The sequence below is a fragment of the Bifidobacterium longum subsp. infantis ATCC 15697 = JCM 1222 = DSM 20088 genome (genome assembly GCF_000269965.1).
GTDB lineage: Bacteria > Actinomycetota > Actinomycetes > Actinomycetales > Bifidobacteriaceae > Bifidobacterium > Bifidobacterium infantis.
The window spans coordinates 1,957,414-1,983,668 of sequence record NC_017219.1 but is presented as its reverse complement, the minus strand read 5'-3'; the positions used below and the strand labels follow the sequence as shown (position 1 = coordinate 1,983,668).

General features: G+C 60.0%; 49 protein-coding genes and 2 tRNA genes. 6 read left to right on the top strand and 45 right to left on the bottom strand.

The window, feature by feature from the left end; translation table 11 throughout:
* Positions 1-12: 12 nt before the first annotated feature.
* The 17 genes from BLIJ_RS09475 to BLIJ_RS09400 form a co-directional block, all read right to left on the bottom strand.
* On the bottom strand, positions 13-459 hold the full coding sequence (locus BLIJ_RS09475) for a hypothetical protein (protein ID WP_014485043.1): 447 nt from the start codon (positions 457-459) through the stop codon (positions 13-15).
* A complete protein-coding gene (locus BLIJ_RS09470; protein ID WP_012578118.1) occupies positions 459-824 on the bottom strand; it encodes a hypothetical protein in 366 nt (121 codons plus the stop codon). The genes BLIJ_RS09475 and BLIJ_RS09470 overlap by 1 nt, the downstream gene beginning before the upstream one ends.
* Positions 825-983: 159 nt before the next feature.
* Entirely contained in the window at positions 984-1,583 is a 600-nt protein-coding gene (locus BLIJ_RS09465) for a phage tail tube protein (RefSeq protein WP_012578117.1), read from the bottom strand.
* Positions 1,584-1,598: 15 nt separating this feature from the next.
* Positions 1,599-1,976: a hypothetical protein gene (locus BLIJ_RS09460; RefSeq protein WP_012578116.1), complete on the bottom strand. Its 378-nt coding sequence runs from the start codon at positions 1,974-1,976 to the stop codon at positions 1,599-1,601.
* Positions 1,976-2,251 (bottom strand): hypothetical protein, encoded by a 276-nt coding sequence (locus BLIJ_RS09455; RefSeq protein WP_012578115.1) that lies wholly within the window; start codon positions 2,249-2,251, stop codon positions 1,976-1,978. The genes BLIJ_RS09460 and BLIJ_RS09455 overlap by 1 nt, the downstream gene beginning before the upstream one ends.
* 3 nt (positions 2,252-2,254) lie before the next feature.
* Positions 2,255-2,599 carry a hypothetical protein gene (locus tag BLIJ_RS09450; RefSeq protein WP_012578114.1) on the bottom strand — a complete coding sequence of 115 codons (345 nt, stop codon included), beginning with the start codon at positions 2,597-2,599 and terminating at the stop codon, positions 2,255-2,257.
* On the bottom strand, positions 2,596-3,003 hold the full coding sequence (locus tag BLIJ_RS09445) for a Gp19/Gp15/Gp42 family protein (RefSeq protein ID WP_012578113.1): 408 nt from the start codon (positions 3,001-3,003) through the stop codon (positions 2,596-2,598). The genes BLIJ_RS09450 and BLIJ_RS09445 overlap by 4 nt, the downstream gene beginning before the upstream one ends.
* Before the next feature lie 13 nt (positions 3,004-3,016).
* Positions 3,017-3,580 (bottom strand): head fiber protein, encoded by a 564-nt coding sequence (locus BLIJ_RS09440; protein WP_012578112.1) that lies wholly within the window; start codon positions 3,578-3,580, stop codon positions 3,017-3,019.
* Positions 3,580-4,521: a phage major capsid protein gene (locus BLIJ_RS09435; protein WP_012578111.1), complete on the bottom strand. Its 942-nt coding sequence runs from the start codon at positions 4,519-4,521 to the stop codon at positions 3,580-3,582. Before BLIJ_RS09435 ends, BLIJ_RS09440 begins: the two co-directional genes overlap by 1 nt.
* Before the next feature lie 33 nt (positions 4,522-4,554).
* Positions 4,555-5,019: a capsid assembly scaffolding protein Gp46 family protein gene (locus tag BLIJ_RS09430; protein ID WP_012578110.1), complete on the bottom strand. Its 465-nt coding sequence runs from the start codon at positions 5,017-5,019 to the stop codon at positions 4,555-4,557.
* Positions 5,020-5,105: 86 nt separating this feature from the next.
* Complete coding sequence (locus BLIJ_RS09425; RefSeq protein ID WP_014485041.1) at positions 5,106-5,297, bottom strand: hypothetical protein; 192 nt, start codon at positions 5,295-5,297, stop codon at positions 5,106-5,108.
* On the bottom strand, positions 5,278-6,819 hold the full coding sequence (locus tag BLIJ_RS09420; RefSeq protein ID WP_126386340.1) for a VG15 protein: 1,542 nt from the start codon (positions 6,817-6,819) through the stop codon (positions 5,278-5,280). Before BLIJ_RS09420 ends, BLIJ_RS09425 begins: the two co-directional genes overlap by 20 nt.
* Positions 6,722-8,215 (bottom strand): phage portal protein, encoded by a 1,494-nt coding sequence (locus BLIJ_RS09415; protein ID WP_012578108.1) that lies wholly within the window; start codon positions 8,213-8,215, stop codon positions 6,722-6,724. The genes BLIJ_RS09420 and BLIJ_RS09415 overlap by 98 nt, the downstream gene beginning before the upstream one ends.
* On the bottom strand, positions 8,215-9,654 hold the full coding sequence (locus BLIJ_RS09410; RefSeq protein ID WP_231837829.1) for a phage terminase family protein: 1,440 nt from the start codon (positions 9,652-9,654) through the stop codon (positions 8,215-8,217). The genes BLIJ_RS09415 and BLIJ_RS09410 overlap by 1 nt, the downstream gene beginning before the upstream one ends.
* Positions 9,629-10,039, bottom strand: coding sequence for a hypothetical protein (locus BLIJ_RS09405; protein WP_012578106.1), 411 nt, complete (start codon positions 10,037-10,039; stop codon positions 9,629-9,631). Before BLIJ_RS09405 ends, BLIJ_RS09410 begins: the two co-directional genes overlap by 26 nt.
* A gap of 123 nt (positions 10,040-10,162) precedes the next feature.
* A complete protein-coding gene (locus BLIJ_RS14445) occupies positions 10,163-10,513 on the bottom strand; it encodes a hypothetical protein (protein ID WP_012578105.1) in 351 nt (116 codons plus the stop codon).
* Complete coding sequence (locus tag BLIJ_RS09400) at positions 10,510-10,707, bottom strand: hypothetical protein (RefSeq protein WP_012578104.1); 198 nt, start codon at positions 10,705-10,707, stop codon at positions 10,510-10,512. The genes BLIJ_RS14445 and BLIJ_RS09400 overlap by 4 nt, the downstream gene beginning before the upstream one ends.
* An 83-nt stretch (positions 10,708-10,790) precedes the next feature.
* Here BLIJ_RS09400 and BLIJ_RS09395 point away from each other — a divergent pair, with 83 nt between their 5' ends.
* Positions 10,791-11,006, top strand: a complete 216-nt coding sequence (locus tag BLIJ_RS09395) for a hypothetical protein (RefSeq protein WP_014485037.1) — start codon at positions 10,791-10,793, stop codon at positions 11,004-11,006.
* Between the two features lie 137 nt (positions 11,007-11,143).
* Here the strand turns inward: BLIJ_RS09395 and BLIJ_RS14440 are convergent.
* The 26 genes from BLIJ_RS14440 to BLIJ_RS09280 form a co-directional block, all read right to left on the bottom strand.
* A tRNA-Pro gene (locus tag BLIJ_RS14440) sits at positions 11,144-11,244 on the bottom strand.
* Position 11,245: 1 nt separating this feature from the next.
* Positions 11,246-11,321, bottom strand: a tRNA-Trp gene (locus BLIJ_RS09390).
* 89 nt (positions 11,322-11,410) lie between these two features.
* Positions 11,411-12,184 carry a hypothetical protein gene (locus BLIJ_RS15070; protein WP_012578103.1) on the bottom strand — a complete coding sequence of 258 codons (774 nt, stop codon included), beginning with the start codon at positions 12,182-12,184 and terminating at the stop codon, positions 11,411-11,413.
* A 150-nt stretch (positions 12,185-12,334) separates the two neighbouring features.
* Positions 12,335-12,523, bottom strand: coding sequence for a hypothetical protein (locus BLIJ_RS09380; RefSeq protein WP_014485036.1), 189 nt, complete (start codon positions 12,521-12,523; stop codon positions 12,335-12,337).
* A complete protein-coding gene (locus BLIJ_RS09375; RefSeq protein ID WP_012578102.1) occupies positions 12,520-12,729 on the bottom strand; it encodes a hypothetical protein in 210 nt (69 codons plus the stop codon). Before BLIJ_RS09375 ends, BLIJ_RS09380 begins: the two co-directional genes overlap by 4 nt.
* Entirely contained in the window at positions 12,726-12,890 is a 165-nt protein-coding gene (locus tag BLIJ_RS09370; RefSeq protein ID WP_169743187.1) for a hypothetical protein, read from the bottom strand. Before BLIJ_RS09370 ends, BLIJ_RS09375 begins: the two co-directional genes overlap by 4 nt.
* A gap of 56 nt (positions 12,891-12,946) precedes the next feature.
* Positions 12,947-13,309 carry a hypothetical protein gene (locus BLIJ_RS09365; protein WP_012578100.1) on the bottom strand — a complete coding sequence of 121 codons (363 nt, stop codon included), beginning with the start codon at positions 13,307-13,309 and terminating at the stop codon, positions 12,947-12,949.
* Positions 13,306-13,608, bottom strand: coding sequence for a hypothetical protein (locus BLIJ_RS09360; RefSeq protein WP_012578099.1), 303 nt, complete (start codon positions 13,606-13,608; stop codon positions 13,306-13,308). Before BLIJ_RS09360 ends, BLIJ_RS09365 begins: the two co-directional genes overlap by 4 nt.
* Positions 13,605-13,901, bottom strand: a complete 297-nt coding sequence (locus BLIJ_RS09355; protein WP_012578098.1) for a nucleoside triphosphate pyrophosphohydrolase family protein — start codon at positions 13,899-13,901, stop codon at positions 13,605-13,607. Before BLIJ_RS09355 ends, BLIJ_RS09360 begins: the two co-directional genes overlap by 4 nt.
* Positions 13,852-14,013, bottom strand: a complete 162-nt coding sequence (locus BLIJ_RS15065) for a hypothetical protein (protein WP_014485034.1) — start codon at positions 14,011-14,013, stop codon at positions 13,852-13,854. The genes BLIJ_RS09355 and BLIJ_RS15065 overlap by 50 nt, the downstream gene beginning before the upstream one ends.
* Positions 14,010-14,648, bottom strand: a complete 639-nt coding sequence (locus BLIJ_RS09350) for a hypothetical protein (RefSeq protein ID WP_014485033.1) — start codon at positions 14,646-14,648, stop codon at positions 14,010-14,012. Before BLIJ_RS09350 ends, BLIJ_RS15065 begins: the two co-directional genes overlap by 4 nt.
* The gene (locus BLIJ_RS09345) at positions 14,641-14,850 is read right to left on the bottom strand and encodes a hypothetical protein (protein ID WP_012578096.1); all 210 of its coding nucleotides are present in this window, start codon (positions 14,848-14,850) and stop codon (positions 14,641-14,643) included. The genes BLIJ_RS09350 and BLIJ_RS09345 overlap by 8 nt, the downstream gene beginning before the upstream one ends.
* Before the next feature lie 61 nt (positions 14,851-14,911).
* Complete coding sequence (locus BLIJ_RS09340; RefSeq protein ID WP_012578095.1) at positions 14,912-15,217, bottom strand: hypothetical protein; 306 nt, start codon at positions 15,215-15,217, stop codon at positions 14,912-14,914.
* Positions 15,214-15,516, bottom strand: a complete 303-nt coding sequence (locus BLIJ_RS09335) for a hypothetical protein (protein WP_012578094.1) — start codon at positions 15,514-15,516, stop codon at positions 15,214-15,216. Before BLIJ_RS09335 ends, BLIJ_RS09340 begins: the two co-directional genes overlap by 4 nt.
* Positions 15,513-15,923, bottom strand: coding sequence for a hypothetical protein (locus BLIJ_RS09330; protein ID WP_012578093.1), 411 nt, complete (start codon positions 15,921-15,923; stop codon positions 15,513-15,515). Before BLIJ_RS09330 ends, BLIJ_RS09335 begins: the two co-directional genes overlap by 4 nt.
* A gap of 60 nt (positions 15,924-15,983) precedes the next feature.
* Positions 15,984-16,358, bottom strand: a complete 375-nt coding sequence (locus BLIJ_RS09325) for a hypothetical protein (RefSeq protein WP_042988526.1) — start codon at positions 16,356-16,358, stop codon at positions 15,984-15,986.
* A complete protein-coding gene (locus tag BLIJ_RS09320) occupies positions 16,355-16,924 on the bottom strand; it encodes an oligoribonuclease (RefSeq protein WP_012578091.1) in 570 nt (189 codons plus the stop codon). Before BLIJ_RS09320 ends, BLIJ_RS09325 begins: the two co-directional genes overlap by 4 nt.
* Positions 16,921-17,445: a hypothetical protein gene (locus tag BLIJ_RS09315; RefSeq protein ID WP_012578090.1), complete on the bottom strand. Its 525-nt coding sequence runs from the start codon at positions 17,443-17,445 to the stop codon at positions 16,921-16,923. The genes BLIJ_RS09320 and BLIJ_RS09315 overlap by 4 nt, the downstream gene beginning before the upstream one ends.
* 19 nt (positions 17,446-17,464) lie before the next feature.
* Positions 17,465-17,872, bottom strand: a complete 408-nt coding sequence (locus BLIJ_RS09310; RefSeq protein ID WP_012578089.1) for a helix-turn-helix domain-containing protein — start codon at positions 17,870-17,872, stop codon at positions 17,465-17,467.
* On the bottom strand, positions 17,869-18,057 hold the full coding sequence (locus BLIJ_RS09305) for a hypothetical protein (protein WP_014485030.1): 189 nt from the start codon (positions 18,055-18,057) through the stop codon (positions 17,869-17,871). The genes BLIJ_RS09310 and BLIJ_RS09305 overlap by 4 nt, the downstream gene beginning before the upstream one ends.
* The gene (locus BLIJ_RS09300; RefSeq protein WP_012578088.1) at positions 18,054-19,466 is read right to left on the bottom strand and encodes a ParB/RepB/Spo0J family partition protein; all 1,413 of its coding nucleotides are present in this window, start codon (positions 19,464-19,466) and stop codon (positions 18,054-18,056) included. Before BLIJ_RS09300 ends, BLIJ_RS09305 begins: the two co-directional genes overlap by 4 nt.
* Before the next feature lie 12 nt (positions 19,467-19,478).
* Complete coding sequence (locus BLIJ_RS09295) at positions 19,479-20,063, bottom strand: single-stranded DNA-binding protein (RefSeq protein ID WP_012578087.1); 585 nt, start codon at positions 20,061-20,063, stop codon at positions 19,479-19,481.
* A complete protein-coding gene (locus tag BLIJ_RS09290) occupies positions 20,063-20,293 on the bottom strand; it encodes a hypothetical protein (RefSeq protein WP_012578086.1) in 231 nt (76 codons plus the stop codon). The genes BLIJ_RS09295 and BLIJ_RS09290 overlap by 1 nt, the downstream gene beginning before the upstream one ends.
* Complete coding sequence (locus BLIJ_RS14630) at positions 20,290-20,430, bottom strand: hypothetical protein (protein ID WP_155392801.1); 141 nt, start codon at positions 20,428-20,430, stop codon at positions 20,290-20,292. The genes BLIJ_RS09290 and BLIJ_RS14630 overlap by 4 nt, the downstream gene beginning before the upstream one ends.
* A 13-nt stretch (positions 20,431-20,443) precedes the next feature.
* Complete coding sequence (locus BLIJ_RS09285) at positions 20,444-20,659, bottom strand: hypothetical protein (RefSeq protein WP_014485027.1); 216 nt, start codon at positions 20,657-20,659, stop codon at positions 20,444-20,446.
* Between the two features lie 322 nt (positions 20,660-20,981).
* Positions 20,982-21,224 (bottom strand): hypothetical protein, encoded by a 243-nt coding sequence (locus BLIJ_RS09280; protein WP_012578084.1) that lies wholly within the window; start codon positions 21,222-21,224, stop codon positions 20,982-20,984.
* A 101-nt stretch (positions 21,225-21,325) separates the two neighbouring features.
* On the opposite strand from BLIJ_RS09280, the gene BLIJ_RS09275 reads away from it, so the two are divergent.
* On the top strand, positions 21,326-22,090 hold the full coding sequence (locus BLIJ_RS09275; protein WP_126386338.1) for a hypothetical protein: 765 nt from the start codon (positions 21,326-21,328) through the stop codon (positions 22,088-22,090).
* An 11-nt stretch (positions 22,091-22,101) separates the two neighbouring features.
* Here BLIJ_RS09275 and BLIJ_RS09270 read toward each other — a convergent pair whose 3' ends face one another.
* Together BLIJ_RS09270 and BLIJ_RS09265 are read right to left on the bottom strand one after the other, a co-directional pair.
* The gene (locus tag BLIJ_RS09270) at positions 22,102-22,608 is read right to left on the bottom strand and encodes a hypothetical protein (protein ID WP_012578082.1); all 507 of its coding nucleotides are present in this window, start codon (positions 22,606-22,608) and stop codon (positions 22,102-22,104) included.
* Positions 22,608-22,862, bottom strand: coding sequence for a hypothetical protein (locus BLIJ_RS09265; RefSeq protein ID WP_012578081.1), 255 nt, complete (start codon positions 22,860-22,862; stop codon positions 22,608-22,610). Before BLIJ_RS09265 ends, BLIJ_RS09270 begins: the two co-directional genes overlap by 1 nt.
* Positions 22,863-22,959: 97 nt before the next feature.
* Between BLIJ_RS09265 and BLIJ_RS09260 the strand changes: the two genes are divergently transcribed.
* The 4 genes from BLIJ_RS09260 (at position 22,960) to BLIJ_RS09245 (ending at position 26,197) form a co-directional block, all read left to right on the top strand.
* On the top strand, positions 22,960-23,286 hold the full coding sequence (locus tag BLIJ_RS09260) for a helix-turn-helix domain-containing protein (protein WP_014485024.1): 327 nt from the start codon (positions 22,960-22,962) through the stop codon (positions 23,284-23,286).
* The gene (locus BLIJ_RS09255; protein ID WP_042988522.1) at positions 23,283-23,669 is read left to right on the top strand and encodes an ImmA/IrrE family metallo-endopeptidase; all 387 of its coding nucleotides are present in this window, start codon (positions 23,283-23,285) and stop codon (positions 23,667-23,669) included. Before BLIJ_RS09260 ends, BLIJ_RS09255 begins: the two co-directional genes overlap by 4 nt.
* Positions 23,579-24,763 carry a type I restriction enzyme HsdR N-terminal domain-containing protein gene (locus tag BLIJ_RS09250; RefSeq protein ID WP_231837828.1) on the top strand — a complete coding sequence of 395 codons (1,185 nt, stop codon included), beginning with the start codon at positions 23,579-23,581 and terminating at the stop codon, positions 24,761-24,763. Before BLIJ_RS09255 ends, BLIJ_RS09250 begins: the two co-directional genes overlap by 91 nt.
* Positions 24,764-24,958: 195 nt before the next feature.
* Positions 24,959-26,197 carry a Fic family protein gene (locus BLIJ_RS09245; protein ID WP_012578077.1) on the top strand — a complete coding sequence of 413 codons (1,239 nt, stop codon included), beginning with the start codon at positions 24,959-24,961 and terminating at the stop codon, positions 26,195-26,197.
* Positions 26,198-26,255: the final 58 nt, after the last annotated feature.

Here is a 26,255-nt window from a genome sequence, read left to right as displayed (position 1 = left end):
TTCTCTGTTCGGTTATTCGCGGTGCACGACGAGCTCGTCGGGCCTGTCGGTGAAGTCAATTCTCATGAACGCCTCGAGCTGGTCGAGGGTCAGGCCCATGGGCTTGATGGTTCGCGCCTTCGCGGTGTCTGCGTCGGCCGTCTGGGATGGGTTCGACGCGGACACCGTCGCCCCGTTGCCGGGGCGTGGCAGGGGTTCGGGACGTGGCCCGCGTTTCTTCGGGTCGCTGTTGCCCCACATCCACATGTTCATCTGGTCTATTCGCACGGCCGCCAGATACTGGTCGAGCGTCCACGCCATGGGAACGTCGAGTTTCTGCCAGATCAGTGAGCCGGCCGGCAGGCGCACGGCCAACACGGCCGTTTCCAACGGATCCAGCTCGTATATGCCGAGCCCGTATACCCGCCGCATGTCCGCCGCCAACTGGTCGGGGCATTCGTGCAGCAGGTATACGAGCATCAGGAGTTTGGGAGCGTCTCGTTGAGCCGCTCCAGCAGCTCCTGAACGAAGCCGGCTATGGCATCGCCGGTGATCACGCCAGTATCCGGTTCGCGCAACGCGTCCTTGACTCGCTGGTAGTCGTCGCCGAAGAAACGGCGCATGAACGGCACGACGCTCAATGCGTTGTTCTGCGGGTCGGACTGCAGGTCGTAGAGGGATTCCATGAGCTCCCAGTCGTCCAACGACCGGGGGTCGATGGTCAGGTCCACGCCCTTGACGGTGATGGTACGCGGCTTGTCCTGCGCGGGCCTGTGATCCTGTGGCACAGCCGGATGGTTTGTATTGCGGTTGCGGTTGCGGTTGCGGTTGCTTTTTCGTGACATGACTTCTCCAAAAATGAACCGACTTCAAAAATCATGGGGACCCGCGTCGCGTGAAGTCGAGTGAAGCGCGACGCGGGAAGAACCGTTACTCGGCGGCCGGCGTCTCCTCGGCGGGTTCGGCGGTCTCCTCGGCGTTGACCTGGTCCACGACCTTGCCGGTCAGGGCCTCGGCGTTGACCTGGTCTCGGACGCGCCGGCCGCGACGCCGATGTATTCGATGGCGGTGACCCCGTTGCCCATGTCGTTTGCGGACACGGTGACGTCGTACACCTGAGCGTCGCCCGCATGCACCTGTCGGTCGCCGAACTCGGCGCGCGTGCCGTTGCCGATCACGAGGCGGTCCTTCACATTGCCGGTCATCGCGATCTCGAACACGAGCACGAAGCCATTGTCGGAGGGCATCTGGTGCTTGATGGTCATGCTCTTGTCGCTGCCAGTGACCGCGTCCTCGTTGTAGCGCAGTTTCGCGGCCTCGACGCGCAATACCTCCAACATGGAGAACTGGTAGGATTCCGCGTAGCTGGTGATGACCTTCATGACGGTCTGCCCGTTCGCGTCCTTTACCTCGGTGGTGTCCGTGTCGGTCGTGATGGTCAGACCATCCTCCGACAGGTAGCCGAGCAGTTTGAAGGCGCTCGACAATGCGGTGCTGGCATTGGTCGGCGGCGTGGTACCGGCGGGTGCCCAGTAGGCGTAGCCGCCGACCTTGAACTTGCCCAACGACACCATGGTGGAATCGTTGGTTGTGGAATCAGCCATGATTTAGACCTTTCGTTAGTCGTCCGATTTGACGGTGAGTCGTATGAGTATCTGATAACGGGGCCGCCCGTCCGGCATGGGGAAATGCGTGCGGCCGGTGATGTCGATGGCGGCGACCTCGGGCAGTTCCGTGATACGTTTCAACCGGGGGAGGATGCGTTTCGCCGCAGCTTCGGAGACCAGCCAGCGCGACTCGCCCCACACCTGCACCGCAATAAGCGGCAGCGAACGGAACCGTTCGTCCGAGCCTCCCACCTGTTCGACGGTGACGAACGGCATCGGGTGCGTGGCCGATGATTCGGCGGGCACGTCGAAACTGGCCGGATATTCGGCCTTGATCGTCGGGTCGGCGTTGATCCAGTCCATGACGAGTTTTTCCGCGTTGACCGCCATCAGCCGCCACCTCCCAAAGCCTTGGCCAACGTGTTGTGGGCCGAGTTGTCGACAAACGCCTGATGGTTCTCGGCCTGCACGAGGGCGATGGTGCCCACGTTCGACGGGATCGCCGGCAGCACCCCGTACTGGGGTTTGCCACCATGCGAGTTGTGGCCGAGCGCGTTCGCCCTCGCCGCGACCCGTTCGGCCTCCGCATTGACGGCACCGATCACGTGCGGCGACTGGCGGAACGCGGTGAACGCCGGCAGATTCAGTTTCACGTTGCTTGACATGCGTCATCCCTCCGTATCCGTCAGTTCGACGCTCAAATTCCACCGGGTGGGGGTAATCCCGCCGTCGACCGGCAATGGGTCGCCTATCACCCGATAGTCGTGGCCGCGTATGGTGACCAGCGCATTCCTGAGGCTCCGGTACGTCCAGACCCTCGGTATTGCGATCGTCAACGCGGCGGTGATACCGGCCGGCCGTGTGGAGTTGGCGGCGTTCTCGTCGGCTCCGGGCTTGACCAGCACGTCGTCGATGGTCTCCGTTTCCGTCCTGCAGACGGGCTTGTTGCCCCCATCCACCTCGCCGGTCGGCACGCGCCATGTGACGGTGATGGTTTCGCCATGCAGTCTCATGGGTTCACGCTCCCGTCGGACAGGTCGATGCTCCACATGCGTTGCACGCCGCAACCCAGCGAGCGTTTCTCCGATTTCGTCAGATACAGATCCCCGTCAGGGTTGCTGTAGCTGTTGGCCTCGGTGAAACCGTTCGCGGTCTGCGTGGATTGGGTGACCCCGGCGACGTCCTCGTTGAGCATGGCCCTTTTGACCATCGCGCAGCAGATACGCCGCAGCGTGGTCTCCGAGGCCTGAGCCCAATTGGGGCAGTCGGTGATGATCTTGTCGCTCGCGTCGGCCAGCATCGTCTCCGCCTTGGCCCGTTCGGCGTCGGTGAGCTCATGCCAACGGGAGGCGAGATCATCGGCGCTGGCGAACGGGGGAGCGGGCACGTTCATGCCCGGATCAGCGTCATCGGCCATGAGCGCGCCTCCCTCAGGCCGCGATCACACCGGCCGCACGCAGTTGGGCGAGCAGCGCGTTGATCTTGGCGTTCGCGGTCGTCGTATTCGCGTCGGTGGCGAGGTCCGGTACGGCCGCACCCTGCTTGACTCCGCCCAACGCCGCAGCGGTCGCGGCGGGCAGCGTGTAGGCGGCAGGGTTCGCCGGCTTGTTCGTCAAATCGTCGTACGAGCCGCTGAACGAGCTGGTGCCGGCACCGATGGCCTTGCGCGCCGTCGCAGCGTCAGTCGCCTTGAGCAGACTCTTGCCCGTATCCGTGGCACCGGTAAGCGTGTCGGCGGTCGGGGCCGTGACCGGGGCGACGAAGTCGAAGCCGCTGCCATCGGCCTTGACCTGCACGACCTTGCCGTGACCGGTGCCGGAGGAATAGCCGCCGAGGCTGGCCGGCGTGACGCTGCCAGCAGATGGGGTGGAAGAACCGCCATTGAGGTCGATGGGTTTGCCCTTATCGTCGACGAACTGGGTTTCGATGACCGCCTGGCGGGCGGTGTTCGCCACCCCTGAGGTCAGGTGGTGGAATTCGACTGCCTGGCTCATCACTTGGCCGCCTTGCTGGTGGGTGCGTTGCCCTCGACCACAGCGAAGCGGTCGGTGAACACGTACCAGGCGTAGACGATCTCCAGTCGGAGCGCGATCTGGTTGTTGCGGCGCAGGTCGCCCTGGCCGTCCGGATCGCCGTAGGTGATGGTCTCCAACGGCAGATTGCGCTGCACGCCCCAATAGATGCCGTTCTTCCAGTCGCCGACGATCGCGCCGACCTTCGGCACCGTGTAGTCATCTCCGGCCGAGGGCGCGACGAACTCCGGGGCATTGACGGTGGTGGTCACCGATGCGGGAATGCCCTTGAACGAGTTCATGTTCACGCCGTAGCCCAGCTCCGGGTAGAGCGGGCGCTTCTGCGTGTCCTTCAGGGTGGCGAGGTCGAAGGCGTAGGAGCGGCTCATGGCGATGCCGTTGACGTCCCAGCCTTCCTTGTCGTTGAGGATCAGGCCGATGGCGGTCTCGATGTCGGTGTCCGGACTGGCGGTGCGGGTCACGCGCTTGGTCGTCTTGTTCAGGTAGTTCGTCCAAGACTTGATAGGCTTGCCGGTCAGCGGGTTGAGGCAGTAGAACAGGCCGAGGTCGAGCGCGCGGGAAAGCGCCTTGGCACCCTCGGAGGCGAGCTTGTTGATGACGCCGAGCTGGTAGTCGGAGTCGGCCCACTGCACCTCCTGGTTGAAGCGCATGGTGACCTGCGTCTTGTGGGGTGCGGTCTTGACCACTCCGAACGAGCCGGTGGTGCTGGACTTCTGCACGCCCTCGTCCACGAACTCCGCCTTCGGACGGTTCTCGAACGTGACGATGCTGGTCTCGCCGAAGCGCATCGCCTTCTGCTGGGAAAGCACGCCTACGGCGCTGCCGGACTGCACCTGGTCGACGATGCCGTCCGCGATCTGGTTGGGCATGGCGGCGATGCCGCCGGTACCGAAAATAGCCATGATATTGGCTCCTTACTGTGAAATGGTTGGTTGCTAGTTGGAGAACACGTTGGAGGCGAACTGCAGCAGGTCGTTCGGCGCCACGTCCGGCTGCTTGCCGGGGTTCTTGACCTCGGGGAGCTTCCTGCCGGTCTGAGCGGCCACGTATTCGCTGATGGACTTCGCGTTGGCCTGCATCTCCTCCAACGTGGAGCCGGTGATGAGGTTCGCGGGCAGTCCGGTTTCGGAGGCGACCTGCGAACGCCATGCGTTCGACTGCTTCTCCGCCTTGAGCTCTTCGAGCTCCTTCTGGAGCTTCGCGGTCTTGGCGGCGGCCTTCTCCGCGTCGCTCATCTGCGACTGCTTGAGCTGTTCCAGCTCGTCGGCGGCGGTCTTGTTGGCCTTGGCACGCTTCTCCCATTCGCGTGAATGGGCGATGGCCTCCTCGTATTTGGCCTTGTAGTCGATGTCCTGCGATTCGCCGTTCGGCTCCTGTCCGGACTGTTGGTTTTCGGCCATGATTGTTCTCCTTATGGGTTGACGGGCCCTTTTCGGGCATAAAAAAACCACCCGTGCGGGTGGTCACAAAAAAATGTCGCTCTCGCTTAAATGAGAACGTCTCCGGGGAAATCCGTCCATGGGCGCGGTTTGCCGATATCGAGCCAATGCTGGATGTCGGATTTCAGCTTTTCGTCATCGTCCGGATATGTTTCGCCGAAGTGGAAATAGATATCGTGGAATCTGCGGGCGTACTCGTCGAGCAGCGCATCGACTTCGTCACTCCAGGGCTTTGCCATTCAGCGCCTCCTTGACCATCCCGTTGAACATTTTCGTGGCGTTGGGGAAATACTTCTCCATTATCTCCCATGAATGCTCATCGGTTATCTGCGCCGCCATCATCTCGGCGAACGCTTCGGCCTCCTGGTTCCCGCTGGATTGGAAATACCCTTTTCTGTGCCCGAAACGGGAAAGCAGATAGGCGTAGTCGTCTCCTTGGCTTCCAAGGCCGGCCTGGAACATGTCGTGGATGGAGTGGTCCCCTTTCTTTCCGAGGTCCGCGGCGACGTCCATATAGAGTTGCCCAAGTGCGGCCTCTCGTCTGGCCTTGAGGCTGCCTCCCTGGACTTTCGCCAGACGCTCGTTGAAGGCTTGGCGCGCATCGGTGCTGAGCATGAGGGCGAAGGACTGCCCTTCGCGTGACAGCGCGGAGAAATACATCTGGGCCTTATCGTCGCCAAGTATCCAATCCAGCATGTGGGAGCATTCATGGACAAGGGTGTTGTATGGCGGGTGGCCCGGCTGGTGTTTTCCTACGGCGGCGAGATTCAGATATATGCCGCCATCCGAGGGGCTGAAATGGGCTTCGGTGTCATTGGGCAGTTTCGTGTCGAGTATCCTGTACTCGTTCGTGCCTCTGGAGAAGAGCTCGGCCGTGTCGTGATGCTTGGAATCGTTAAGCAGCTTGTTCAACGCCGAAACATGCCGCGAACCTATGGTCGCGGCAAAATCCGACTCCTTGGCGACACTGATTTTGTACGGCGCAAACGAGTCGTTGTACCGGCCGGGCTGGGATTTCATGGCCGTGATGATTTCCTTGAGCGTGGGCTGTTCGGATTCCATGGAATCACGGGCCTCGAGATACTCCCTGTACAGCCCGTCCGGGTCGTAGCCCTCGATTTTGGGGTTCTTCCTGTCCCAGCTCGGAATGATCTCGCAGTCGCAATCCTTATGATATTGGCCGAGCGCCCCGGCCTTGTCCTCGCTAGCGTAAACAAAGCCACGGGAGGCGAGCATGGCGCAGAACGCGCACGTCTTCGCACCGGACGGTACTCGTGCGTACCGGGGCTTCGACGGGTCGTGTTTGGAGGCGCGCATGATGGTCTCGCGACCACCGGCCTTTACCCAGCTGTCCATGCTGGCGTGCAGCCCGCGTTTCGCGGCGTCGTAATCGGGGCCGCGGCCGTTTTTTTCGTCGTCCCAAAGGTGGCCGGCGAGACGACGCACCGTCTTCCTCATCGGCACATCATCCGGGTCGTAGCGGCTGTCTACCGTGTAGTCGTCGTCTATGATCCACTTGTGGCGCACCTTCTCATACCATTCGGCGGCGGCCACGCTGTCGATGTTGCCGTATTTGCGGGCTATGGCGGGCACGAGCTCCAGCAGGGCGTCGCGCTGGTCGGCGGGATCGTCATACATGTTGATGACGGTCTCGAACACCTTGTCAAGCTCGCTCTGAGCCTGGGCCACCACCGACTGGTTCGCTTGGCTGAGTTTGTCCACTTGGTTGCGGCTGGGCGTTCGGCTGCTGCTGTCTGTCATCGACGCCTCCGTTCACCAATCGGTCGAGCACGCTGCCGGCCTTGTTCGCATTGACGGCATTCATGATCTGTGTCACATCGCTTTGGGGGAATCCGGCGTACCGCCAGCCGACCTCGGATTCGGCGAACGCCGGCTGCACGCCGGCTATCTTCGAGAACGAGTCGGCGCGGGCCGCGTCCGACACCTCGCGGGTCGGTGCCCATACCGGGGTGATGCGCGCGAGCTCGGTGGAATCCAAGTCCAGCGCCATGCCCACCGCGTCCTTCAGGGCGCGGGAGAACAGCCGGTTCTGACGGTCAGCCTCGCGGCTGAGCTTGCGTTCCGCGGCGGCCATGGCCTCGGCGGATGCGGGATTGTCCATCGTGATGCCCAGATCGTTGACGGGCACGTTCGTCTCGGAGGCCACCAGCATGGCGATGGTCTTGAGCATGTCCGAATGCGGTTGCATCGAGGCCTGTTGCACCTGCTGCAGGGTGGGCACGTCGCCGTCCTCGTCCTTGCTGATCGCGTTGATGGCGCTTATCAGGCTCTTCCACGTGTTTTCGCTGAAGGCGTCGCGGTCGGCTCCGAGGAACCAGAGTTTCGGGGCCGCATAGAATTCGGCGTTCGCCTCCATTCGAAGCATGGTGCGCACGCCGATATCGGTCAGGGACATCAACGGGCGCGTGATGCGCGAACGGCCGAACGGTCGGTTCAATTGCGGGTCGTAGCACAGGGAGACCACCGTGGGCCTGCCGTAATTCGTATCCTGGCGTTCCGCGGACCACTTGCCCATACTGTTCGAGCACACGTAGACGCGGTTCGGCAGCCACACGTTGAAACCGGTGATGACGCCATGCTCGTCGGCGTCGGTGATGGTCAGCGCGTATCCGATCCGGTTGTTGACCGAATCCCATATGGCCGCCGACCAATCCGCCGAACGGGGAATGATGGTCACCCCGCCAATGGTGCGGCTGATGGTGAGGAACGCGCATGAATGCGTGTAGGCGCTCACCACCGCCTGCGAGACGACGGTGTCCAGGGCGTTCGACTCGAACACGCCGGACACGTCGGCAGCCAAGCCCTCATCAGAGCCTCCGTCGACGCTGAAGCCCTCGAACGCGCTCAGGTCGGCGAGCATGCGCACGGCCTTGGCCGGCCAGCCAATCATCACGGACACGTTCGACCTGATCTTGTCGGGAATGCTGATGCCGAAATCCTTGACCCGTTCGTGCGCCGAATAGTAAAGCGAGCGGAGAATATTGCCGTTCTGCTTCTGCAACCACACCCGCAGCAGACGCTCGATGATGTCCCAATCAGCCTCATCGATGCCTTTTATAGCTCGAATGGAGGGAAGGGATTCGCTGGCGAGGAACGGTTTGCCGCCTGCGGCGGTCACGATTTCACTGCTGACCATCAGACCATCACCCTCTGCTTCCTGCCCGGTTTGCGTTTGCTGACGAATGCCCCGTGCAATGCGACCGTGCATGCCTGCAACGGCGAAATGTCGATGTCGGAGCCTTTCTTGTTCCACGCCTTCAGCCCGTTGGGGCCGATGTCACGCAACGTGACGCCATGCGCGGCCATGGACAGTTGCGGCTGGTGCTCCGCGTCCAAATGCTGCAGGGTTCCGGCGTGGATCATGTCGAGCACCCTTCCGGTCGCCGCCCCCAGATCACGTGACTGGGTGACGATCACTTTGATGTGTCGTTTCTGCAGGTCGGGCAAAAGGCTCATGGCCGGCGACTGCGCGTCGATGACCACCGCGCTGGTCTTCGGCCAGCGTTCCGCAAGCCAGTCCACCGCCCACGCGGTGCCCGACTGTTTCGCGTCACGGTATTCCTGCAGATTGATGAGCGCCGTACCGTCATCGTGGCGTACGGCCATGCCGATGGCCAGGGCGCTGCGGTCGGGCGGCATATCCAAACCGAACGCGAGCCGGCCATCCAAGTCCGGCTGATCGATATTGCCGGCCTCCCACTGCTGCGGGTCTATGGCCGAAATGCTGTTCTCCCCGTCCCAGATGCCCAAGCCCTCGCGGCGGAAGTTGTCATCGTCGCCGAGCAGCTTGCGCATGCGCAGGATGGCGGTCTCGGACGTGCGCTTCGGGAAACTCGGGTTGGCCTTCGCCCACTGTTCGCGGTCGTCGGGGTCGCAGTCGGGGTCGGCGCTGAATTCCACGTAGAGCATGCCGTCCGTGTGTTTGAGCCCGTCACGCCTTTTGTCGGCGAATGTTTCCGACGGGTCGCCGGGCTGCGGTGGTGTGCCCATGAACACGATCAGCGGATTCGGGCTCACGTTCGTGGCCGGGATCATGTCGTTCAAAGCCTTGACGGTGAGGATCTGCGCCTCGTCGAAGATCTCCACGTCCACCGCGTCGAAGCCGCGGCCGAAGCCCTGCTCGCGAGCGCCGAACATGACGCGCGAACCATTGCGGAACGCTATCTCCTGCTGGCCGTTCGCACGCCGGATATGCTCCACATGCCCGGCCATGAGCTTGTTCTTCGCGAAGCCGCACATCGATTGGAACGTCTCGTCCGAGGTTCTGGTGCGGTGCGCGGTCCACAGCACCTTGAGGTTGGGTTGCATGGCGCACAGGAGGAACACGGCGGAGCCGATGGTGAACGTCTTGCCCACCTGACGGCATATCGATATGACAGTGCCGCCCTCGCCGCACGCATACAAACCGTCCTCCCGTTTGCCGAGCATCAGATACAGCAGTCCCTGCTGCCACAGGTCGTAGGAGATGCCCATGCGCGTGGCCGCACGCCGCAGCTTCGGGAAATCGCTGGAGACGATGCCCGATGGTTGGGAGAGCACTCGGGCGAGCTCAGACAATCGACGCTCCGACATCATCCACCTCGCTTGATTCCACGGACTCGTCGCCGAACAGATCGGTGCCGCCGGACAGTGCCTCGAGCTCACGGCATACCGTGATGTACTGGCGGCTCAATGCCGGCAGGTCGGATGTGCGGGTGTCGGGATCGTCCAACGCCTTCTTCAGCACGTCGCGCGTGTGGCGCAGCACGTCCTCCATCGGCTCGTCCATCATCCGCTCGAGCTCACGGTTCGTCGGCAGCGGCGCGGGCTTCGCTTTCACCTTCGGTTTTGGTTCAATAGGCCTGTTGCCGGCCTTCCTCTGCCGGTACGCCTTCTGCTTGCATTTCGAGGAACAGTATTCGGCACCCTCTCGCGCGTCCTTGGGCAGCGGGGAGCCGCACACCGTGCAAATCCTCGCCATGACGCCTCCTAAAAATCGTTGCCGATGCCGTAACGCGTTACCGTTACCGAAACCGTGGGGAGATATCGGCTCTATGCGCCGGGGGGAGCCACTGCCGGTGGGGTGGGGTGTACCGCCCTGGGGTCACACGTCGAGCCGGGTGAATGGGATTGAAGTTGGTCGCGCTTGCATGCCTTTACCTTTGCCGTTGAGAATATTGGCGACTTCCCTGCGCGCCCATTCCAATGTGTGCGTGCCTTTGATTTGGTTGCACCATCGGTGTGCGGCTCCGCTGTTGTTGTAGGTGAGCGTGCCGCCTCGTGCGATTGGGATTGTTTCGTCGAGCACGTAGCTCCACGGGTCAGGTGACTTCAGTGTGTAGTCGATTGGTCTGCCGCAAATGTAGCAGCATGTGTTGGCGGCTTTGACCCGCGCCCTGTTCTGCCTGCGCCTGTGCCCGTTGCGTTGTCGTGGATTGTATCCGTTGCGGCTCATGGTGTGCCCTCGCAGAGGCGTTGCCATGTGTCGGTAAAGGCTTGGGCGGAGGCCGTGATGACGGGTGTGAGGTCGTCCACGATGATGTGCCCGTCGGGGGTGGTGCGCGTCGGTACGGTGAGGTACTCGATTTCGCCGAGCACATGCCCCTGGGCGTCTGTGATTTGGAGGTTGATTGTCGGCTGGCTGGGCATTGCGATCACCTCGAGGCTATGGAATTTGCAATAAGGGACGGTAACTAGGATTTCATATACATCCACTACCTAAGGAGGTGAATATGAAGAAGAAGATTCGTGATCTGGTTTATGCGGATCTCGGACGCGAGGTTTCCTACGACGGGCCGGGCAGAAGTCATGTCGTTGGGGTGCTTGAGCATTTCGAGTTCACGCTGTCACAGCAGGATTCGACGATATGGGTCGGTTCGACTCCGGGTGAAGCCGGGGATTCGTTGACATCCCGTGTCGGGTTGGATGATGATATCGACATTCAGTGACGGTCGCAGGTCAGTTCTTTTTTCAGTTGTATGACCTGCATTTCCAAGACGTGGATGCGTGTTTCGAGCTTTTCGATTCGCGTATCCACGTCTTTTTCGTTTTTATGCATGATGTTCTCCGATGTGTGGGACGTGTTTGGTGGCTTGGGCGAGATTCGAATTCGCGAGAGAGTGTCGGTGTTTACTCCCGGTCACGCTATCCCAGCGCGACCGGTTAGGCCTCTACCGTACGCAAGCCGTGGCATACGCGGTTGGCTTCGATCCAACGACCTGCGGTTTTGGAGACCGCTGCTCTACCTGCTGAGCTACGCGCATAGGTGGGTATGAGTAAAGCCCCTGAGATGTATGTCCCAGAGGCTTTCGCACTTATCCTGATACGGAGTATACCACGGGGTGGCAACAGCCTACTGCCGGCTGGAATATGCCATTGCCATGCTGACTATCTCCCTGATGCTGAATTCGTAGTATCCGCCTTCTATTGGCTTGCTGCTGGGGAGTTTGCCCCGGCGTATCCACATGATGATTACTTTGCGGCTGACCTCGTATCCGTAGTTGTCCTTGAGCCACTGGCTCATGCCCGCAGGGGTCTTGGTCAGGTGGATTGCCTCGGCCTTGTCTCGGCTCTGCTCGCGCAGCTCGACCACGTTGATTGGGTTGCCGCATTTGCATAGCAGCAGTGATTCGCCTTTCGCGGCCATGACCTCGCGTCCGCATTCGGGGCAGACGCCGATTATCCGGCGCGTGCGTGGCCTGCGGTCCACGAGCGGTTCGATGCGCTCGCAGGTGTGGATGAGCCATGTCAGCCAATGTCCCGAACGGCTGGCGCGGCATAGGTCGGGCAGTCGTCGTGGCGAGTCCCTGAGCAGGGTCTGCCATCTCGGACGGCTTTCCACGCCGGTTTCGTTCCACATGTCCTGCAAGCCGTCCTCGATCTGGTCGAGCATGTCCTGCGCGTGGAGGTTGATGGGCGCGGGCGCCGCGCCTCCTTGCGGTTTGCCGCCCGCTCCGGGTTCTCCGAGCTTGTAGGCGTGACGGGACACCTGTTGCAGGAGCATCATGTCGCGGCGGAGCCGGTGGAGCGTTTTCGCGTAGACGCGGCGGCAGTCCCGGCAGAGCGTCCATGGTGCCTCGACCTGTCGGCTGCCGCAGTATTGGCATGGTTCGGTGGTGATGAACATTATGTTGAAACCCTCCACGTTCCGGCTATGATGGTGCTTTGGTGAGCGTGCCCTCCGCCTGTTGGTGGAGGGTTTCGTTTTGTCTTTCGTTGGATTCAGTGTTTTTACGCTGAATTCAGTCATGTATTCGCGTGTGTTTATCGGTATTTTTCAGACCAGTGGTTCGATGAATTCCGGTGTCCACGCGTCCGCGCGTGATTTCGGCGGTTCGGGATGCTCGATCACGTACAGCACCTCGCTCAACGGCAAACCGAGGAGTTTCGCCGTGTACTCGGGTGTCGCGTCCTTGCCTTTATGCCATTTGAGTATCATCTCACGCTGGTTGTTCGTCGCGCTCATGATTCCTCCTTGAGTGTGGTGACATATTCGATGGCCTTGCGTTCACGTTTCGCGTACCTCTCGCACTTGCGTTTGAGACGTTTGAGGCTCATGGCGTACAGGTAGTCTCTGAAGCCGCCGTCCTCGGTGATTCTGGCCTCGTACCGGCTTATGTCTGATGCCCTGAATTGCGCGGTCAGATGGTTGGTAAGCTGTACTCCGTTCATTCCTCCGCCTCGGTTTCCGTGCCGTACCGGTCGTAGAGTTTGTCTGCCGTGTCATTGGTCGTGTAGAGGCATTTCGCGGGCGAGTGTTCGTAGTCGTAGATGGCGGCGGCAATCACGTTGCCGAACTGCTCGCGGGTGAATATCTTCGCCTTATATGTCACGGTTCCTCCTTGAGTGAAACGACTGTGCTCAACCTTGATGAAGCTCCTCATGTCGCTCATTCCTCCGTTGCCTCCATCGGGTAATTGATGTCCACAAGCAACCGTGTGGAATAGCTGGTCAGCTTCACGAGTTTGAACGGCTTCTGCGATGTCGGGACTCTGAACGGAGGCTCGTACTCCCACCATTCGCTGCCGTCGTATTCCTCGCGGCGCAAGAACCCGCCATCAGTGAACGCCACGACCAGATCGGCGGCTATCTCCTGACTGCCGTATCCGTCGTCGTAATCGATGTCGAGCACCTTTTCGGCCTGACTCCACGGAATTCCCAGCTTCTCGTCGCGGGAGCCTACGAATCGAACGTCATCGGCCGAATGCTTGCTTCGTGAGATCGCACTCTTGGTTTCATCTAAAAGATTCATTCTTCCGTTGCCTTTCTTTGCATTGCCTCAATGACCTTCCGCACGATTTCCTGGCCGGGATATGCGCCGGGTGCCTTCGTGAGGAAATCGAACACCTGTTGTGACGGCTGGGATATCACATAGGGCATGATTGCCAGACAAGCCGCCCTGATTTCCTCGTCCGTGTGCTGGCGTGAGGCTCCGGCCATGTACGCCTCCTGCAAATCGTCACTGGTGTAGACCTGTGCCAGTGCGTCATGCGTGGAATCGATCGTGAGAGTGGGATAGAGGCGTTCCGCCTCACTACTGATGATGCTCACAGCCGACCTCTTTCCCGATTGCGTTCCAGACAGTCGTCCATCGCCTGTGCCACTTCTTCGTCGGTGATACCGAACGCGGCGATCAGGTTGCCGACCGTCTGCAACACGTCAGCCAGTTCACCGAGCATGGCCTGGCGGCGCTGGTCGCGCACGTAACCTATCCATCCGACCTTCGCCCTGTCCCGGTCATCGCCAAGCTCGCCGCCCACGTTCACCCCGAAGCAGGCGAGGCAATTCGCATGGTCATCGAACTCCTGGCCAATGCCGCTCGGGTCTGTCGGTGCCGATGGCACCGGCCTGCACCATCTCCGCCGCCTCCTCAAGCGTCTTCAACAAAAGCCACTTGTCGGGCGTGAGACGGCCGAAAGATTCAACCGAGGGCAATTTCACGATACGATTGCTCATGCTTCCACCGCCTTTGCCGGGCGGAATGGGGCGAGTTTAATTGCAGCGTCGCCATGAGTTCCATAGGATATCCCCCCGAGTATCGATCTGGTCGGACTGATGAAGCCGAGCCACGTTATGGATTTGGGGTCGTAAAGCATAGTGCTGTCATCGGATACAATCCATGTTTTCCCGTTTTTGTCTAACCAAAGTCCGCCATGGTTGGGAAGTTGAGGCTTCGGGCGGAGAGCATACGAGAAAGCGCTACGTAGAATAGCGAACTGGCCGACACCTACGACATGCACTTGAATGATATTGTCCTCGCCATGTTCCTTGCGGAGGACGGAGCAGACGGAGTATCGGTTCAAGTCTTTGGCAACGAAAATATCGCCTTCGCGCACGTCTTCGATATTGTCGATACGCTCATACTCTAGGGAATCCAACAGTTCGACGGAGGAGATTTCCCTGTGAGGTCGGAAATTTAACGTGTTGGACGAGATCGGGATGGGACTGTTCATGCCTTCGGTGGATATGGGTATACCGCCGAAACGGCTGAGCTGGCCAGTAATCGTGACACCGTTTTTGAACACGGCCTTGACGTGCAGTCCGGCCATCTCCTCGCAGGTCTTGCCCTCCCAGAAGGGTTTCTCACTCATTGTCATTCTCCTCCTTTTCGTTGTTTTCGATTGCGTCCAGCAGATCGCATTCGGCGAGCATGAGATGCGCCTGGGCGCGGGGCATTGATTTCAATGTCTGCGGGCCGTTGGCGGCCATCCAGCCGAGAGCATCCACTTTCTTCTCGAGCAGATGGGTCTGCGTCGCGAGTTCGCGCAATCGTCCAACAAGCAGTGCGGTCATCGGCTCTCCTTTCCCTATGCCGGCGAGCGCCGGCGTTGTTTCTTTTTTGGTTGTTGGTGTTTTATTGGTTTTCGTTGTGTGTGGGGCAGTAGAGGTGGCCTCGTTGGAGGCCTTTGTTGCCTTCTTGCCAGCCGTGTTGGAGTGCGGTTTGGATGGCGGTGTCTGTGTCGTGGACGTCGAGCCATTCGGTGTCCATGTCGGGGCCGGTGTAGTCGCCGTCTGCTGTGATGTCTCCGGTGTCCTGGTTTTCCCGGAATTCGAGGCTGTTGTTGCATCCGATGGCGTCGCAGTGGATTTCCCAGACGTGTTCTTCGATGGTTTTGGTGATGATTCGTGTGGTGGAGTCTGTGTAGGTTTTGACGCTCATTGGTGTTCCTTTGCTCGTTTCCTCTGCTCGTAGCGGCGTTTCATTTCGCGGAATTCGTTGGGATGCTCCTGTTGCCATCGATGCTGGTAGTCGTTGACCCGTTTGCGGTATGCGGGATCGTGTTTGCGTCTCCATTTGAGGTGGCAGTTGATGCATAGACCGTCCATGCGGATATGCCGGCGAGCGCCGCTGATGTCGCAGATGATGCAATGTTTGTCGTCGGTTTCGTCTGCGGGTTGGAGGTGGTGGGGTTCGAGGTTGAGCCGGCATCGGGCTATGTACTTGTCCAGGTTGTTCATGGTTTTGTTTTTCTTCTTCGGAGGTTTTCCTTGCATTGTTTGCAGAGGATCGCGGTGCCGGCGTGCGGCCTGCATTCCTTGCCGCAGTTGGTGCAGTGCAATGGGTGTTTGGTGGGTGTGGAGGATGATCGTATCGACCCGGTTTCGGCTATCGATGTGAGCGCCCAATCCAATTGGTCGAGGTCACGGGTCTTGCATGCGTGGCATACCGCGCCCGCCTTCATGTTCGACAATCCCGTGCCGGCGAGTGATTCCCACAACGCCCAGACGGCCGTGTACAGGTCCTCGCCGCCCCTGAGCCTCGCGTAGAGCGGGCTGGCCAGTATCATCCGGGCCGCTTCCATGTGCGACCTGGCGTCCGCCTTCATGCGTTGGCGTTGCTTCTCGTTCGTCTGTTCGAACGTCATGCTTCCCTTCCCTTAGCCGGCGAGCGCCGGCTTGTTTCCGTGTCGGTTTGCTTGCGTGTGTTATCTGGGGTTGCCGTCCCGGTCGCAGAGCGTGTATCCGCCCTGGTTGTCGAGGAGCAGCCAGCCTTGGTGCGCGTCCCATACGGGGACGGTTTCGGGGTGGTCGTTGTATCCGCTGACGATCCACCCGTATGCCATCGCCGTTTTGGGATGGTTGTGTACCCATCCGTGGCAGCCTGTGGTGCCGGAGCCGCACAAATGGATGAGGTTGGCTGGCGAATGCAGTCCGGGGAACGGGTGGCTTCTCATGTGCCGGTGGTGGAGGCTGTGGCCGCTCCAGATGTGGTCCAATTCGTTGCCGCATCGCAGGCACCGGTAGTGGTCTCGTCTGGCGGTCAGCCTGTGTGTTTCCCGTGTGGGGTTGGTGCGGCTCATTTGACGAGGTCCAGCCATTCGATGTATTCGCTGATGTCCATGTCCAGGCAGTCCGTCACACGATGCGATTTCGTCTGCGTGTAATGCTCGTACGGGTCTGCTCCCAACGCGGTTTGGGTCAACCGGATGGCGGTCATGTCCAACGCGCGGTAGGAGAGCAGTCGGTGGAAACGCCCCCACTGGTCCTCGGTGAACAGGTAATGCTCCAAGAACGGCAGGTCGAAGCCCATCATGTTCGTGCCCGCCGGATGCAGCACATGCGTTTCCGCCATCGACTGGGTGAAATCGATGACGGCGAGCGCCACACGCGCCGTGGAGCACAGTTCGGGGCTCGCGTCGATGACCTCGTCGATGAGCCCGTTCTCCTCATGCATCCGATGCGCGTAGGCGAAACTCCTGTCCGTGGGCAGAACGCCGGGTTTTATCACCGACTCGTAACGCGCGTACTCGGTTTTCGCGTCCATGCTCGTGCACCTCAAGCCGATTTCCAGCATCAGGTCGTGGCGCGGATCCGTGCCGGTGGTCTCGATGTCCACCCACAAGAGGGCTTCGGTTTTCCTGGTCATGCGATTTCCTCCAAATCGTCCTTCATGAGTCCCAAGGCGGCGAGCGCCTCGGTTTCGGTTTTTCCTTGGTTGAGCAGTTCCGCCGCTTGCAATGCCAGCGGGTCGTTGTCCGGCGCGTCACGGTTCAGCAGGTTGAGCACGTGCGTGCACCCGTAGCTGTGCCGGTGGGGTTTCCGGGGTGGCGGCGTGGGATGGGCGAAGCCGCCTGCGAGCGCCGGTTCGGCTCGATTGGTGTTGCCGAGTCTGAGTTCGCGGCCGCGTCTCAGCCAGTTGCGGAACGCCGCCGCCGGGTCTGCCGGCAGGTGGCCTCCGGCTATCGCATGGTCGCGGAACTTGGCGAGTTCGGCATCCAGGTCGAGTCCGATTTCGTCGGCGAGCTGCCGGTGCGACTGGTCGGGGGTGAGGTTGGCGAGCGCCTGGAGTCGTGTGGTGTCGGGTTTTTCGGTTTTGCTGGCGCGCGTACTCTCTCTTGACGGTTCTATTGACGGTTCCTGTGACGGTTTGGGTGAAGTGGGTTTCACCCCTGAAACGAAGTGGGTTTCACCCGTGGGGTGAAGCGGGTTGCACCCCTCGGGTGAAGTGGGTTTCACCGGTGCAACCTGTTTCAGGGGTGCAATGGGTTTCACCCCTCTCAACCGTTGCTTCCACTGGGGTTTCGCCCTTTTTGGCCTTCGGAAACAGCTTGTAGACGACCGGTCGGCGTCCCTTCGCGTATTTGGCCACGAGTTTCTGGTCCCCCTTGCGGATCAGACGCATCTGTTCGAGCTTCCTCAACAGCAGTTGGATGCTGCGCTCGCTCTTCTCCGTCTCCTCCGCCATGGTCTTCACGCTCGGCCACGCCATGCCCTCGTCGTTCGCGTAATCCGCGAGCACGATAAGCAGCAGTTTCGCCGTGCTGTCCCCGTGCAATCGGGTCTTCTTGGCCTTCGCCACCAGTTCGATGCTCACGGCTCCGCCCTCCTGATCTCCACATCGGTCACATGGCACGAATCGTCCAACAGGGCCAGCATGTCCGAGAGCAGCATCGGCGTAACCCCCGCACCCACCTCGGCGCGTGAATCCACCACGAGACGCTCCACGCTCACCGGCGCGTCATCGCCGTTGCGCACCCTGATAACCACTTTCGTGTTCACTGCTCCAGCCCCTTCCTCTCCGCGTCCGACACCGCGTAGCCGGCCGATTCCAGCACCTCGTAGTAGGCGTTCAAACCCTTGAGGTCGCACTGGTAGGCCTCACGGTCCCACGTGTCCGTGTCTATCGCGCCCTCGCGGCGGGCCAGCAGCAGGAGCAGAAGCTCCACGCCCCGACGGGAGGGAACCGACTGGCGGCGGCGCAGTTCCGCCGCGTTTTCGGCGATGTTGAGCGTGTACACGCCATGCTCCGGGTCCTCGTCCACTACCGGCAACGGTCTGGCGAACAGGGAGTACGCCTTGACCATGCGCATCCACCCGTTCGGGTCCAGGCTCGTGCCTCTCATCGAATCGCCGGCACCCATCAGCTCCAACAGGGTCAGGCGTTCCGTCATGTCGCGCAGCACGTCCGCCTTCAACACGGGAACGGTTGTTCGGATCCATTCGCAGCGCAGTTCGGCCGACGCCTGGGCGAGCTCCCGCACCCCGTGGCGGCGCTCCCGTTCCATCCGGCGTTTCGCCTCGGCCTTCCCGTCTTCCCTCTCCTCGGCTGTCTTCTTCGCCGGCGTGTAGGCCACGACGCTTCCCGAGTCGTCGAAGAAGCGGATGACCACTCCGGGATGCGCGCCCTCGGCCTGCCAGTCCCTCCACTGCTTGGAGAACGGGCCGGGATAATCCTGGGCGAAACGCCGCTGCCTCTCGTAGCCTGTCGGGTTCGCCCACATGTCCTCCGGTTTGAGGTTGTCGGGCAGCATGGGCAGATCGTTGCTTTCGGCCCACAGGCGCGCGGCCTCCACCCATTCGCGCCGGTCGCGTTCGCGGCGCAGCTGATTGCGCTGCCATTCGAAATCATCGGAACCGGCCTTGGCGGCGAGCCTGGCCTGCGCCTTCTCGTCGCCGTCGAATTCCGCGATGTCCTCCAACTCGGAGAGCGACAGTTGCGCGAACGCGGGCGACGCCTCGCGCACCGATCGGGGGATGGACGCTATTCTCAGCCGGCCGCGCACCAGTCTCATGCTGCGCCCGGTGCGTTCGGCCATCTCCTTGACCTTCACACCCAAGTCCAGGAGCCCCTGATAGCCGTCGGCCTCCTCCAACGGGGTCAGGTCCACGCGCTGCGTGTTCTCCACGAGCATCAGCTCGCGTTCCTCGCGCGCCGACAGCTCCTCCACGCGGCACGGCACCATGTCCAGGCCGGCAATCTTCGCGGCCGCGAGCCTGCGATGCCCGATGACCACGCGGTACATGGGCCTGCCGTCCCGGTCGCCGGACGGGGTGACCAGCAGCTCCTGTTTGATGCCCTGCGCCCTGATGCTGTCCGCCAGCTCCCTTACGTCGCCCACGTCCCTGCGCGGATTATGCGGGTTCGGCTCCAGTTGGGAGACGGGAATGTCCACTATGGATATCGACATGAGGATCCTCCTTTAGAATTCCGGGTCGTCCGGCCCATCGGCCGGAGGAGCGGGCTGGCTGGAGGCCCACGGATCCTGCTCCTGCGATTGCGGTTGTTGCGGTTGGCCGAACGGGTCGTTGGCGGCTGGTTGCGGCGCGGCCTGCTGCCAGCCCGACTGTTGCGGATTGCCGTACGTGGAGCCACCCGAATACGACTGCTGACCCTGTTGGTTGTTTTGGAAGCCGTTGGGCTTGGACTGCTTGGCCACTGCCGCGACCGCGTAACGCAGGCTCGGGCCTATCTCGTCCACCTGCAGTTCCACGATCGTGCGGTTCACCCCGTCCTGCGCCTGGTAGGAGCGCTGTAACAGACGGCCCGTCACGATCACGCGCACGCCCTTCTTCAACGATTGGGCGATGTGGGCGGCGAGGTCGCGCCATGCGCTGCAGCACATGAACAGGGTTTGACCGTCCTCGTACTGGTTCGTCTGACGGTTCCATACGTGCGGCGTGGAAGCGACCGTGAAATTCGCGACCGTCGCCCCGGTGCCGATCGTGCGGATTTCCGGGTCCGCCGTCAGGTTGCCCACAATGGTGAGCGTCGTCTCTCCGGCCATCACCTACTCCTTCTGAAATGTTTCTTGTCTGCGTATTCCACGACCGCCGAGACCCTGCGCGACGGCCGGTCGACCGTGATGACACCCGGCTTCGGTACCAGATAGATGCGGGGGTTACGCATGTCCGTGTTCAAATCGGCCAGACGTTTGTAGAATTCTTCTATGAGTTCGCCGGGCGTCATGCGCATCCCCTCGTCCGTTATGGGCGCGGTCAACGTTGCCGTGCTCATAACGGCGTCTCTGGTGTGAGCGTGAGCCCGGCCTCGTGGATGGATAATCCGATGAGGCTCGCCAGCGACTGCCGGGTGGGATATGCGGTCAGGATGTCAAGGTTGGTGAGCAGCCGGTCCGCGACCGCAAGTCGCATGTCGTTCGGCACGTCAGGCGTAGAGGCGCTGCTTGCGCGTCTGCTTGTTGATGCGGTCAAAACGGGCCACCTCCTCGACCTCGAAGCCCAGCACCTGCATGGTGTCGGGGTCGGTGACCGGCGTCGGCCCCCAGCCTCGCGTGAGCTTGTTCTGGATGGTCTTCTTCGCCTTCCCGTAGTGTTCGGCGAGCTGTTCCACCGTCATCAGGTTTGGTAATGGCGCACTCATTGGGGTATCCTTTCCATTGGAGTTTCTTTCCGCCCCAGTAGCCGCTGGGGCTTTCCTTTTTTGCGTAACCTTGCGGTCGTGGACGGCCACGGAATCGAACCGTGGTCCCGGTCTTTGCCGCGCATACATGACCTACGCGATCTTGACTGGGGGCAACCTGCACCGCCCGAAGCGGGACGCCGGAGAATAGACCAAAGCCGACGCCCCGCCGGTCCAAGAAAACCGACACCGTATCTGTCAGTTGTTTTTTTCAGTTATCAACGAGGGTTATTCGGTTTTCCTTCCGCTTGGCCGGCTGGTTTTCTACGCCGTCCGGCAAGACTTATTCGATGCCCGCCTCGCTCAACACCAGTGCGATCAGTCTGAGTGGAACGAACCCGAAGCCCATGAGCGCGGCCAAACCGTTGCCGATGGGATGCGCGCAACCCGCATGGCTTAGAATCCAGCCGACGCAGAAGGCGAGCACGACGGCGCAAACCACTAGCCCGCGCATGAATCTGCGTGACGGGCCACCATCGGCCTTCCGGTAGCCACCCGCGTGGTGGCCATACTCTTTGGCGTTCATGTTTTTCTCTTTCCGTATAAGGTCCCTCCGCCGGTAGGCTTGGAACTGCGACATTCAAAACACGGCCAACGGAGGGAAGAATGATTAATTGGGGAACGTTCATGATGGAGGTGAGCAAGACCCCGTCAGTGCTGATCGGATTGGTGTTCACCGCGATAACGATCTGTCTGACGATCTTCAACCTCTGGTGGTCGATGAGAAACAGAGTTGAAGCGGAGTGGACCGTAAGCGTCACGTCAACAGCGGACGTCATGATCGACCCGATACCGGTCGCGCAGGTACAGGCAGCGGGGAGCAGGATTCTGAAATCGAACACTACGATGGTGGTGATTGTGACGAACAGTGGTGATGGTCCAGCGTTCTCCGTGACGGCTGAGGGAATCAACATGAAGGGCATCGTCGTAAACGAATACGATTTTCCCGGACAGCAGTTCAAGCAGCTGGTGGTGCAGCAGAAGATCAACAGGGTGATGCCGGGAGAGCGTTTCTTCGTCGTCCTGGACATGATGAGCATTGTTTCGTCATGTGATTTCGGAGTGAAGGTGCTGTGGACCCCGCAGCCCACGCGATTGGGACGCGTGGTGTACAAGGAGTATCCAGTAATGCGTGACCCGTTGAAGGGATCAAGGCATATCCATACCACCACGCGGCCTTTGCTGCGCTGGTCTTCCCTGTTCTCGCATATGCCGAGACCATTCCGACGGTTGCTGCAGTTCGCGCATTGGATAAGACACGATGCCATGATGGACGTTCCCTCCTTCCTCAAGAAATTGGACGATATGCTGCCGGCCGATGACTATTCACCGAATGCTGGCGTTGATGAAGGCGCAGACCACGCAGATGATCGCGCAGACCCAAATGATTGAATTCGCATCCATCACTCCGCGTCCTTTCCGATGATTCGTTCCAACTGCGCGGCCTGTCGTTTGGCTTTGAGCCTCATCGCCTTCCGCTGAAGGCACAAGCGGTTCCACTTGTCCTTGGTCTCTATGGGGTTGCCGCCGCGTGCGATTTTGAGGCATTTCGGGCATTGGAGGAATGCCTCGCCGTCGCTTTTCCCGACCTTCGGGACGCAATGGCATGACGGGCATTCCTCCAACGGTTCCGCGATGATCTTCAACGCTTCCTCGACCTGCTGGTCCCACCGTTCGATGGCCTGCCGTTCGTCGGACGGCGAGAGCTGGTTGCCGCCGTAGTACCCGTATCCGCATTCCCCGCAACGGCAGCCCCAGCGTTCGAAGTCGTATCCGTATCCGCCTGACGTCCACGAATCCATCACCGCCTCGGCATGGCCGTTGCATAACGGACAGGGCAACGGTGTCGGCATCGGCCCCTCGGCCTGTCCGGACTGGCATGCCTGACGATTGTGCTTCCACCACACCATCACGCCACCTCCTTCGCATGAATCTGCGCGTCAAACGCCGCGGAGCGAATGATGTCCTGAGTCGTGATGCCGAGATAATCGGCAATCTCGCCGAGGTCTCGGGTGGAGAAGTCCTTTTTGAAAGAGAAGCGGTCGTAGACATACTTCGGATTGCGGCCCAATGCCTCAGCTAGGCTGCTTCCGTCTTTGCCGCAGCGGGCGGCTTCGGCCTTCACTGCCCGAATGATTCGGGTGGAGGTTTCATCGAGTCTCATATTTGGCACAGTCCAAATAGTGCCATATATGGGACTGCGACACGCCCTAATATGGTCACAAAGTGCAAAAAGTCCCAAAAAACGGTACTTTTATTACATGACCGAGAAAATGGCAGCATTCACCGACCAGGTAATTCAGGCGCTTGAAAACGCGCGCCTTGACGCGCATATGACAGTTAATGAGCTTTTGAAAAAATCAGGGCTAAAAAGATCCAGCTATTTCCGCAAAATGCGCGGAGACACAGAACTCACCACCGGCGACATAGACAAGCTCGCCAGGGCACTCGGGCGCGACCCCATGCTCGTATTGGCCGAAGCCGCAGAACAGGCGCAAGTGCAGGAGTCCATTAACAACATCTTGGAGATGGCGGCGAAACGTGGCGACACCGAAGCCGAACAGGAAGCCTACGAGGAGATGCCATGACGATAAACATAGAACAGGAAGCCAGGCGGTACGCCCGAATCGTAGTGACTGCGATGCAATCCGGTTATCAAGGTCTATATGACGCGCGCACTGAAACCATCTACATAGCGGACAATCTCACGCCGACGCAATACCGATGCGTACTTGCCCACGAAGTAAGCCACGCGAAACACCAAGATAAAGGAGGACACTCGGACCGATATACAGAACAACGCGCAGACGTGGAGGCTGCTCGAATGCTCATAAGCCAAGCCGACTACGTTACTGCCGAAATCCTATACGGCAACGACGAATGCGCGATAGCAAGAGAATTAAACGTCATGCCCTGGGTAATCCGGGCATACAAAAACTGGCTGCACGACAGTGCTCTACTAGAAAGGTGAAACATATGGAATTCGAGGAATCGGTCAAGAGCGTTGCGGCGAAAGTCGCAGACCTCAAAGACTCAATCGAGACGGAAGAAGCAACCAAAACTGCGTTCATCATGCCGTTCATCGGCCAAGTGCTCGGCTACGACGTGTTCAACCCCACGGAAGTGGTCCCCGAATTCACCGCCGACGTCGGCGTGAAGAAAGGCGAAAAAGTCGATTATGCCTTGGTGCTGGATGAGCAGGTGCAGATCCTCATTGAATGCAAAAAAGTAGGGGCACAGCTCTCTCTCGAAAACGCGAGCCAGCTATATCGGTATTTTGCCACTACACGCGCACGAATCGGCGTACTCACCAATGGCCAGGTATGGAATTTCTATATGGACATCGATGAGCCGAACCGCATGGATTCCAAGCCGTTCCTCGTGCTTGACCTGTTGGATATCGATGAAACCATATTGCCGGAACTAAAGAAGCTCACGAAACCGGCATTCGACATCGAATCAATCGCCAGCAGCGCGGAAGAACTGAAATACGTCGGCGCATTGAAACGGGCGGTTTCCGATGAATTCAAGGAGCCGTCCGACGACTTCGTGAAGCTGCTTGCGGCCCACGTCTATGACGGCGCATTCCGTCAGACTGTCATGGATAAGTTCAGGCCGCTCGTCGAAAAGGCGTTGAAAAGGTTCCTCTCCGATCAGGTCAACGACCGGCTGAAGACCGCATTGGGCGCAGACGACATCAAAGTCGGACCAGCCGCCGAAGACGAAACGGACGATGCCGCCGATGAACAGAACGACGACACCGAAGACGATGGCATCGTGACCACCGAAGAGGAGATTGCGGCATACCGAATTATAAAGGCCATTGCCTGCAGCGAGGTTGATCCAGCCCGAATCACCATGCGTGACGCAAAGAAGTATTGCGCGATTTTCCTTGATGACAACAATCGCAAGCCGGTCGCGCGCTTGTTCTTCAACACCAAGCAGAAATACATTGGACTCTTCGACGCAGAAAAGAAATGCGAGCGCCGGCCAATCGATGATCTTAATGGTATCTATGCCTTTGCTGAGGAAATTCGAAGCGAGGTCAGGCGGATCGAAAGCTGAAGAGATAGATAAAAAATGCCCTGCCGGCGCTGCAACGCCAGCAGGGCTGACTCTATAATCTGTTTTCTTCCGTTTTGGGCTCATTGAGAACAGATTCCGATTGTCTATATATCGATTTCCGGCGTTTTCGATACATAGAAGAGTAATATTCGTATTCCAAACATCGATACAACGCGAAACGAGGTGATAGGAGAGATGGACTACAAAAGCATCCGGCAGACCATCAACATGTCCCGGTCCACGGAGAAACCCACGGACGCCGCCCAACGCGAATACGAGTCACGGGTCAACGGATGGTCCACGTTCCGTTCCGGAATCACGTTCGACGGACACGAGATGTTCGCCGTATGCTTCAGGGAACTCGGCACGGCCCTCGACACCGTGAGGGAACTCGAAGGAAGCGTCGAATCATTGTGGAACGACCTGCCGAACATCGCCAAACGGGCCTACCTGTTCGACCTCATCGGAGCCGAGGTGCAAAGCACCAACACCATCGAAGGCGTGCACACCACACGCAAGGAGATAGCCGACGCACTGGAATCGGCCGCGGGCGAGGGCCCCCACAAACGGCTGACCGAATTCGCGAAACTGTTCCTCGGACTGTCCGGAGAGGACGGCGAACAGCTCGAACTGCCCCACGAGCTCAAGGACATCAGGAACATCTACGACCAGGTCACCGACGGCGAGATAGCCGACAAGGACAAACCGGACGGCATACTGTTCCGAAAGGGAACGGTCTCCGTGTGGGACGACGGCAACGGGCGCAAACTCCACGACGGCGCATACCCCGAATCGGAGATCCAGGTGCAACTCACCAAATGGATAACCCTGCTCACCGACTCGAACATACCGCCGGTGCTCCGGGCCGTGATGTGCCACTACGCCTTCGAATACGTCCACCCGTTCTACGACGGCAACGGAAGGACGGGGCGATTCCTGCTGGCATTGCAGCTGAGCAAGCATCTGAGCGTGCCCACCGCGATATCGCTCAGCCCCGTCATAGCCGACGCCAAAGGTCAGTACTACAAGGCGTTCGACGACGCCCAGTTCCCGTTGAACTGCTCCGACGTGTCCCTGTTCTGCTACCGGATGGTGAAGTTCATCATCACCGCGCAGAAAAACATCATCTCCGATCTGGGGAACAAATGGGGCTCCCTGAAGGCCGCCTACGACAAGCTCAACGACTACGCCGAACAGAAACGCCTGTCCGGCGACCAGAAGGACATCCTGCTCTACCTGCTTCAGATTGAACTGTTCGACAACAACCCGCAACCGGCATCTCGCAAGGAACTGTGCTCGTTTCTCGAAGCCGGGAACACCAGGCTCATGAGCTCCATCAACGCGCTCCTCGGCCTCGGCCTCCTGCAGGAACACGGCAAACGGCCGATACGGTATTCATTGTCAGAAACGGCCCACAGGCAATTCCTGCAATAGAAAAAAGAATCGCCCTGTTGATCTTGACCATCAACAGGGCGGGTGAAACATCGACCAG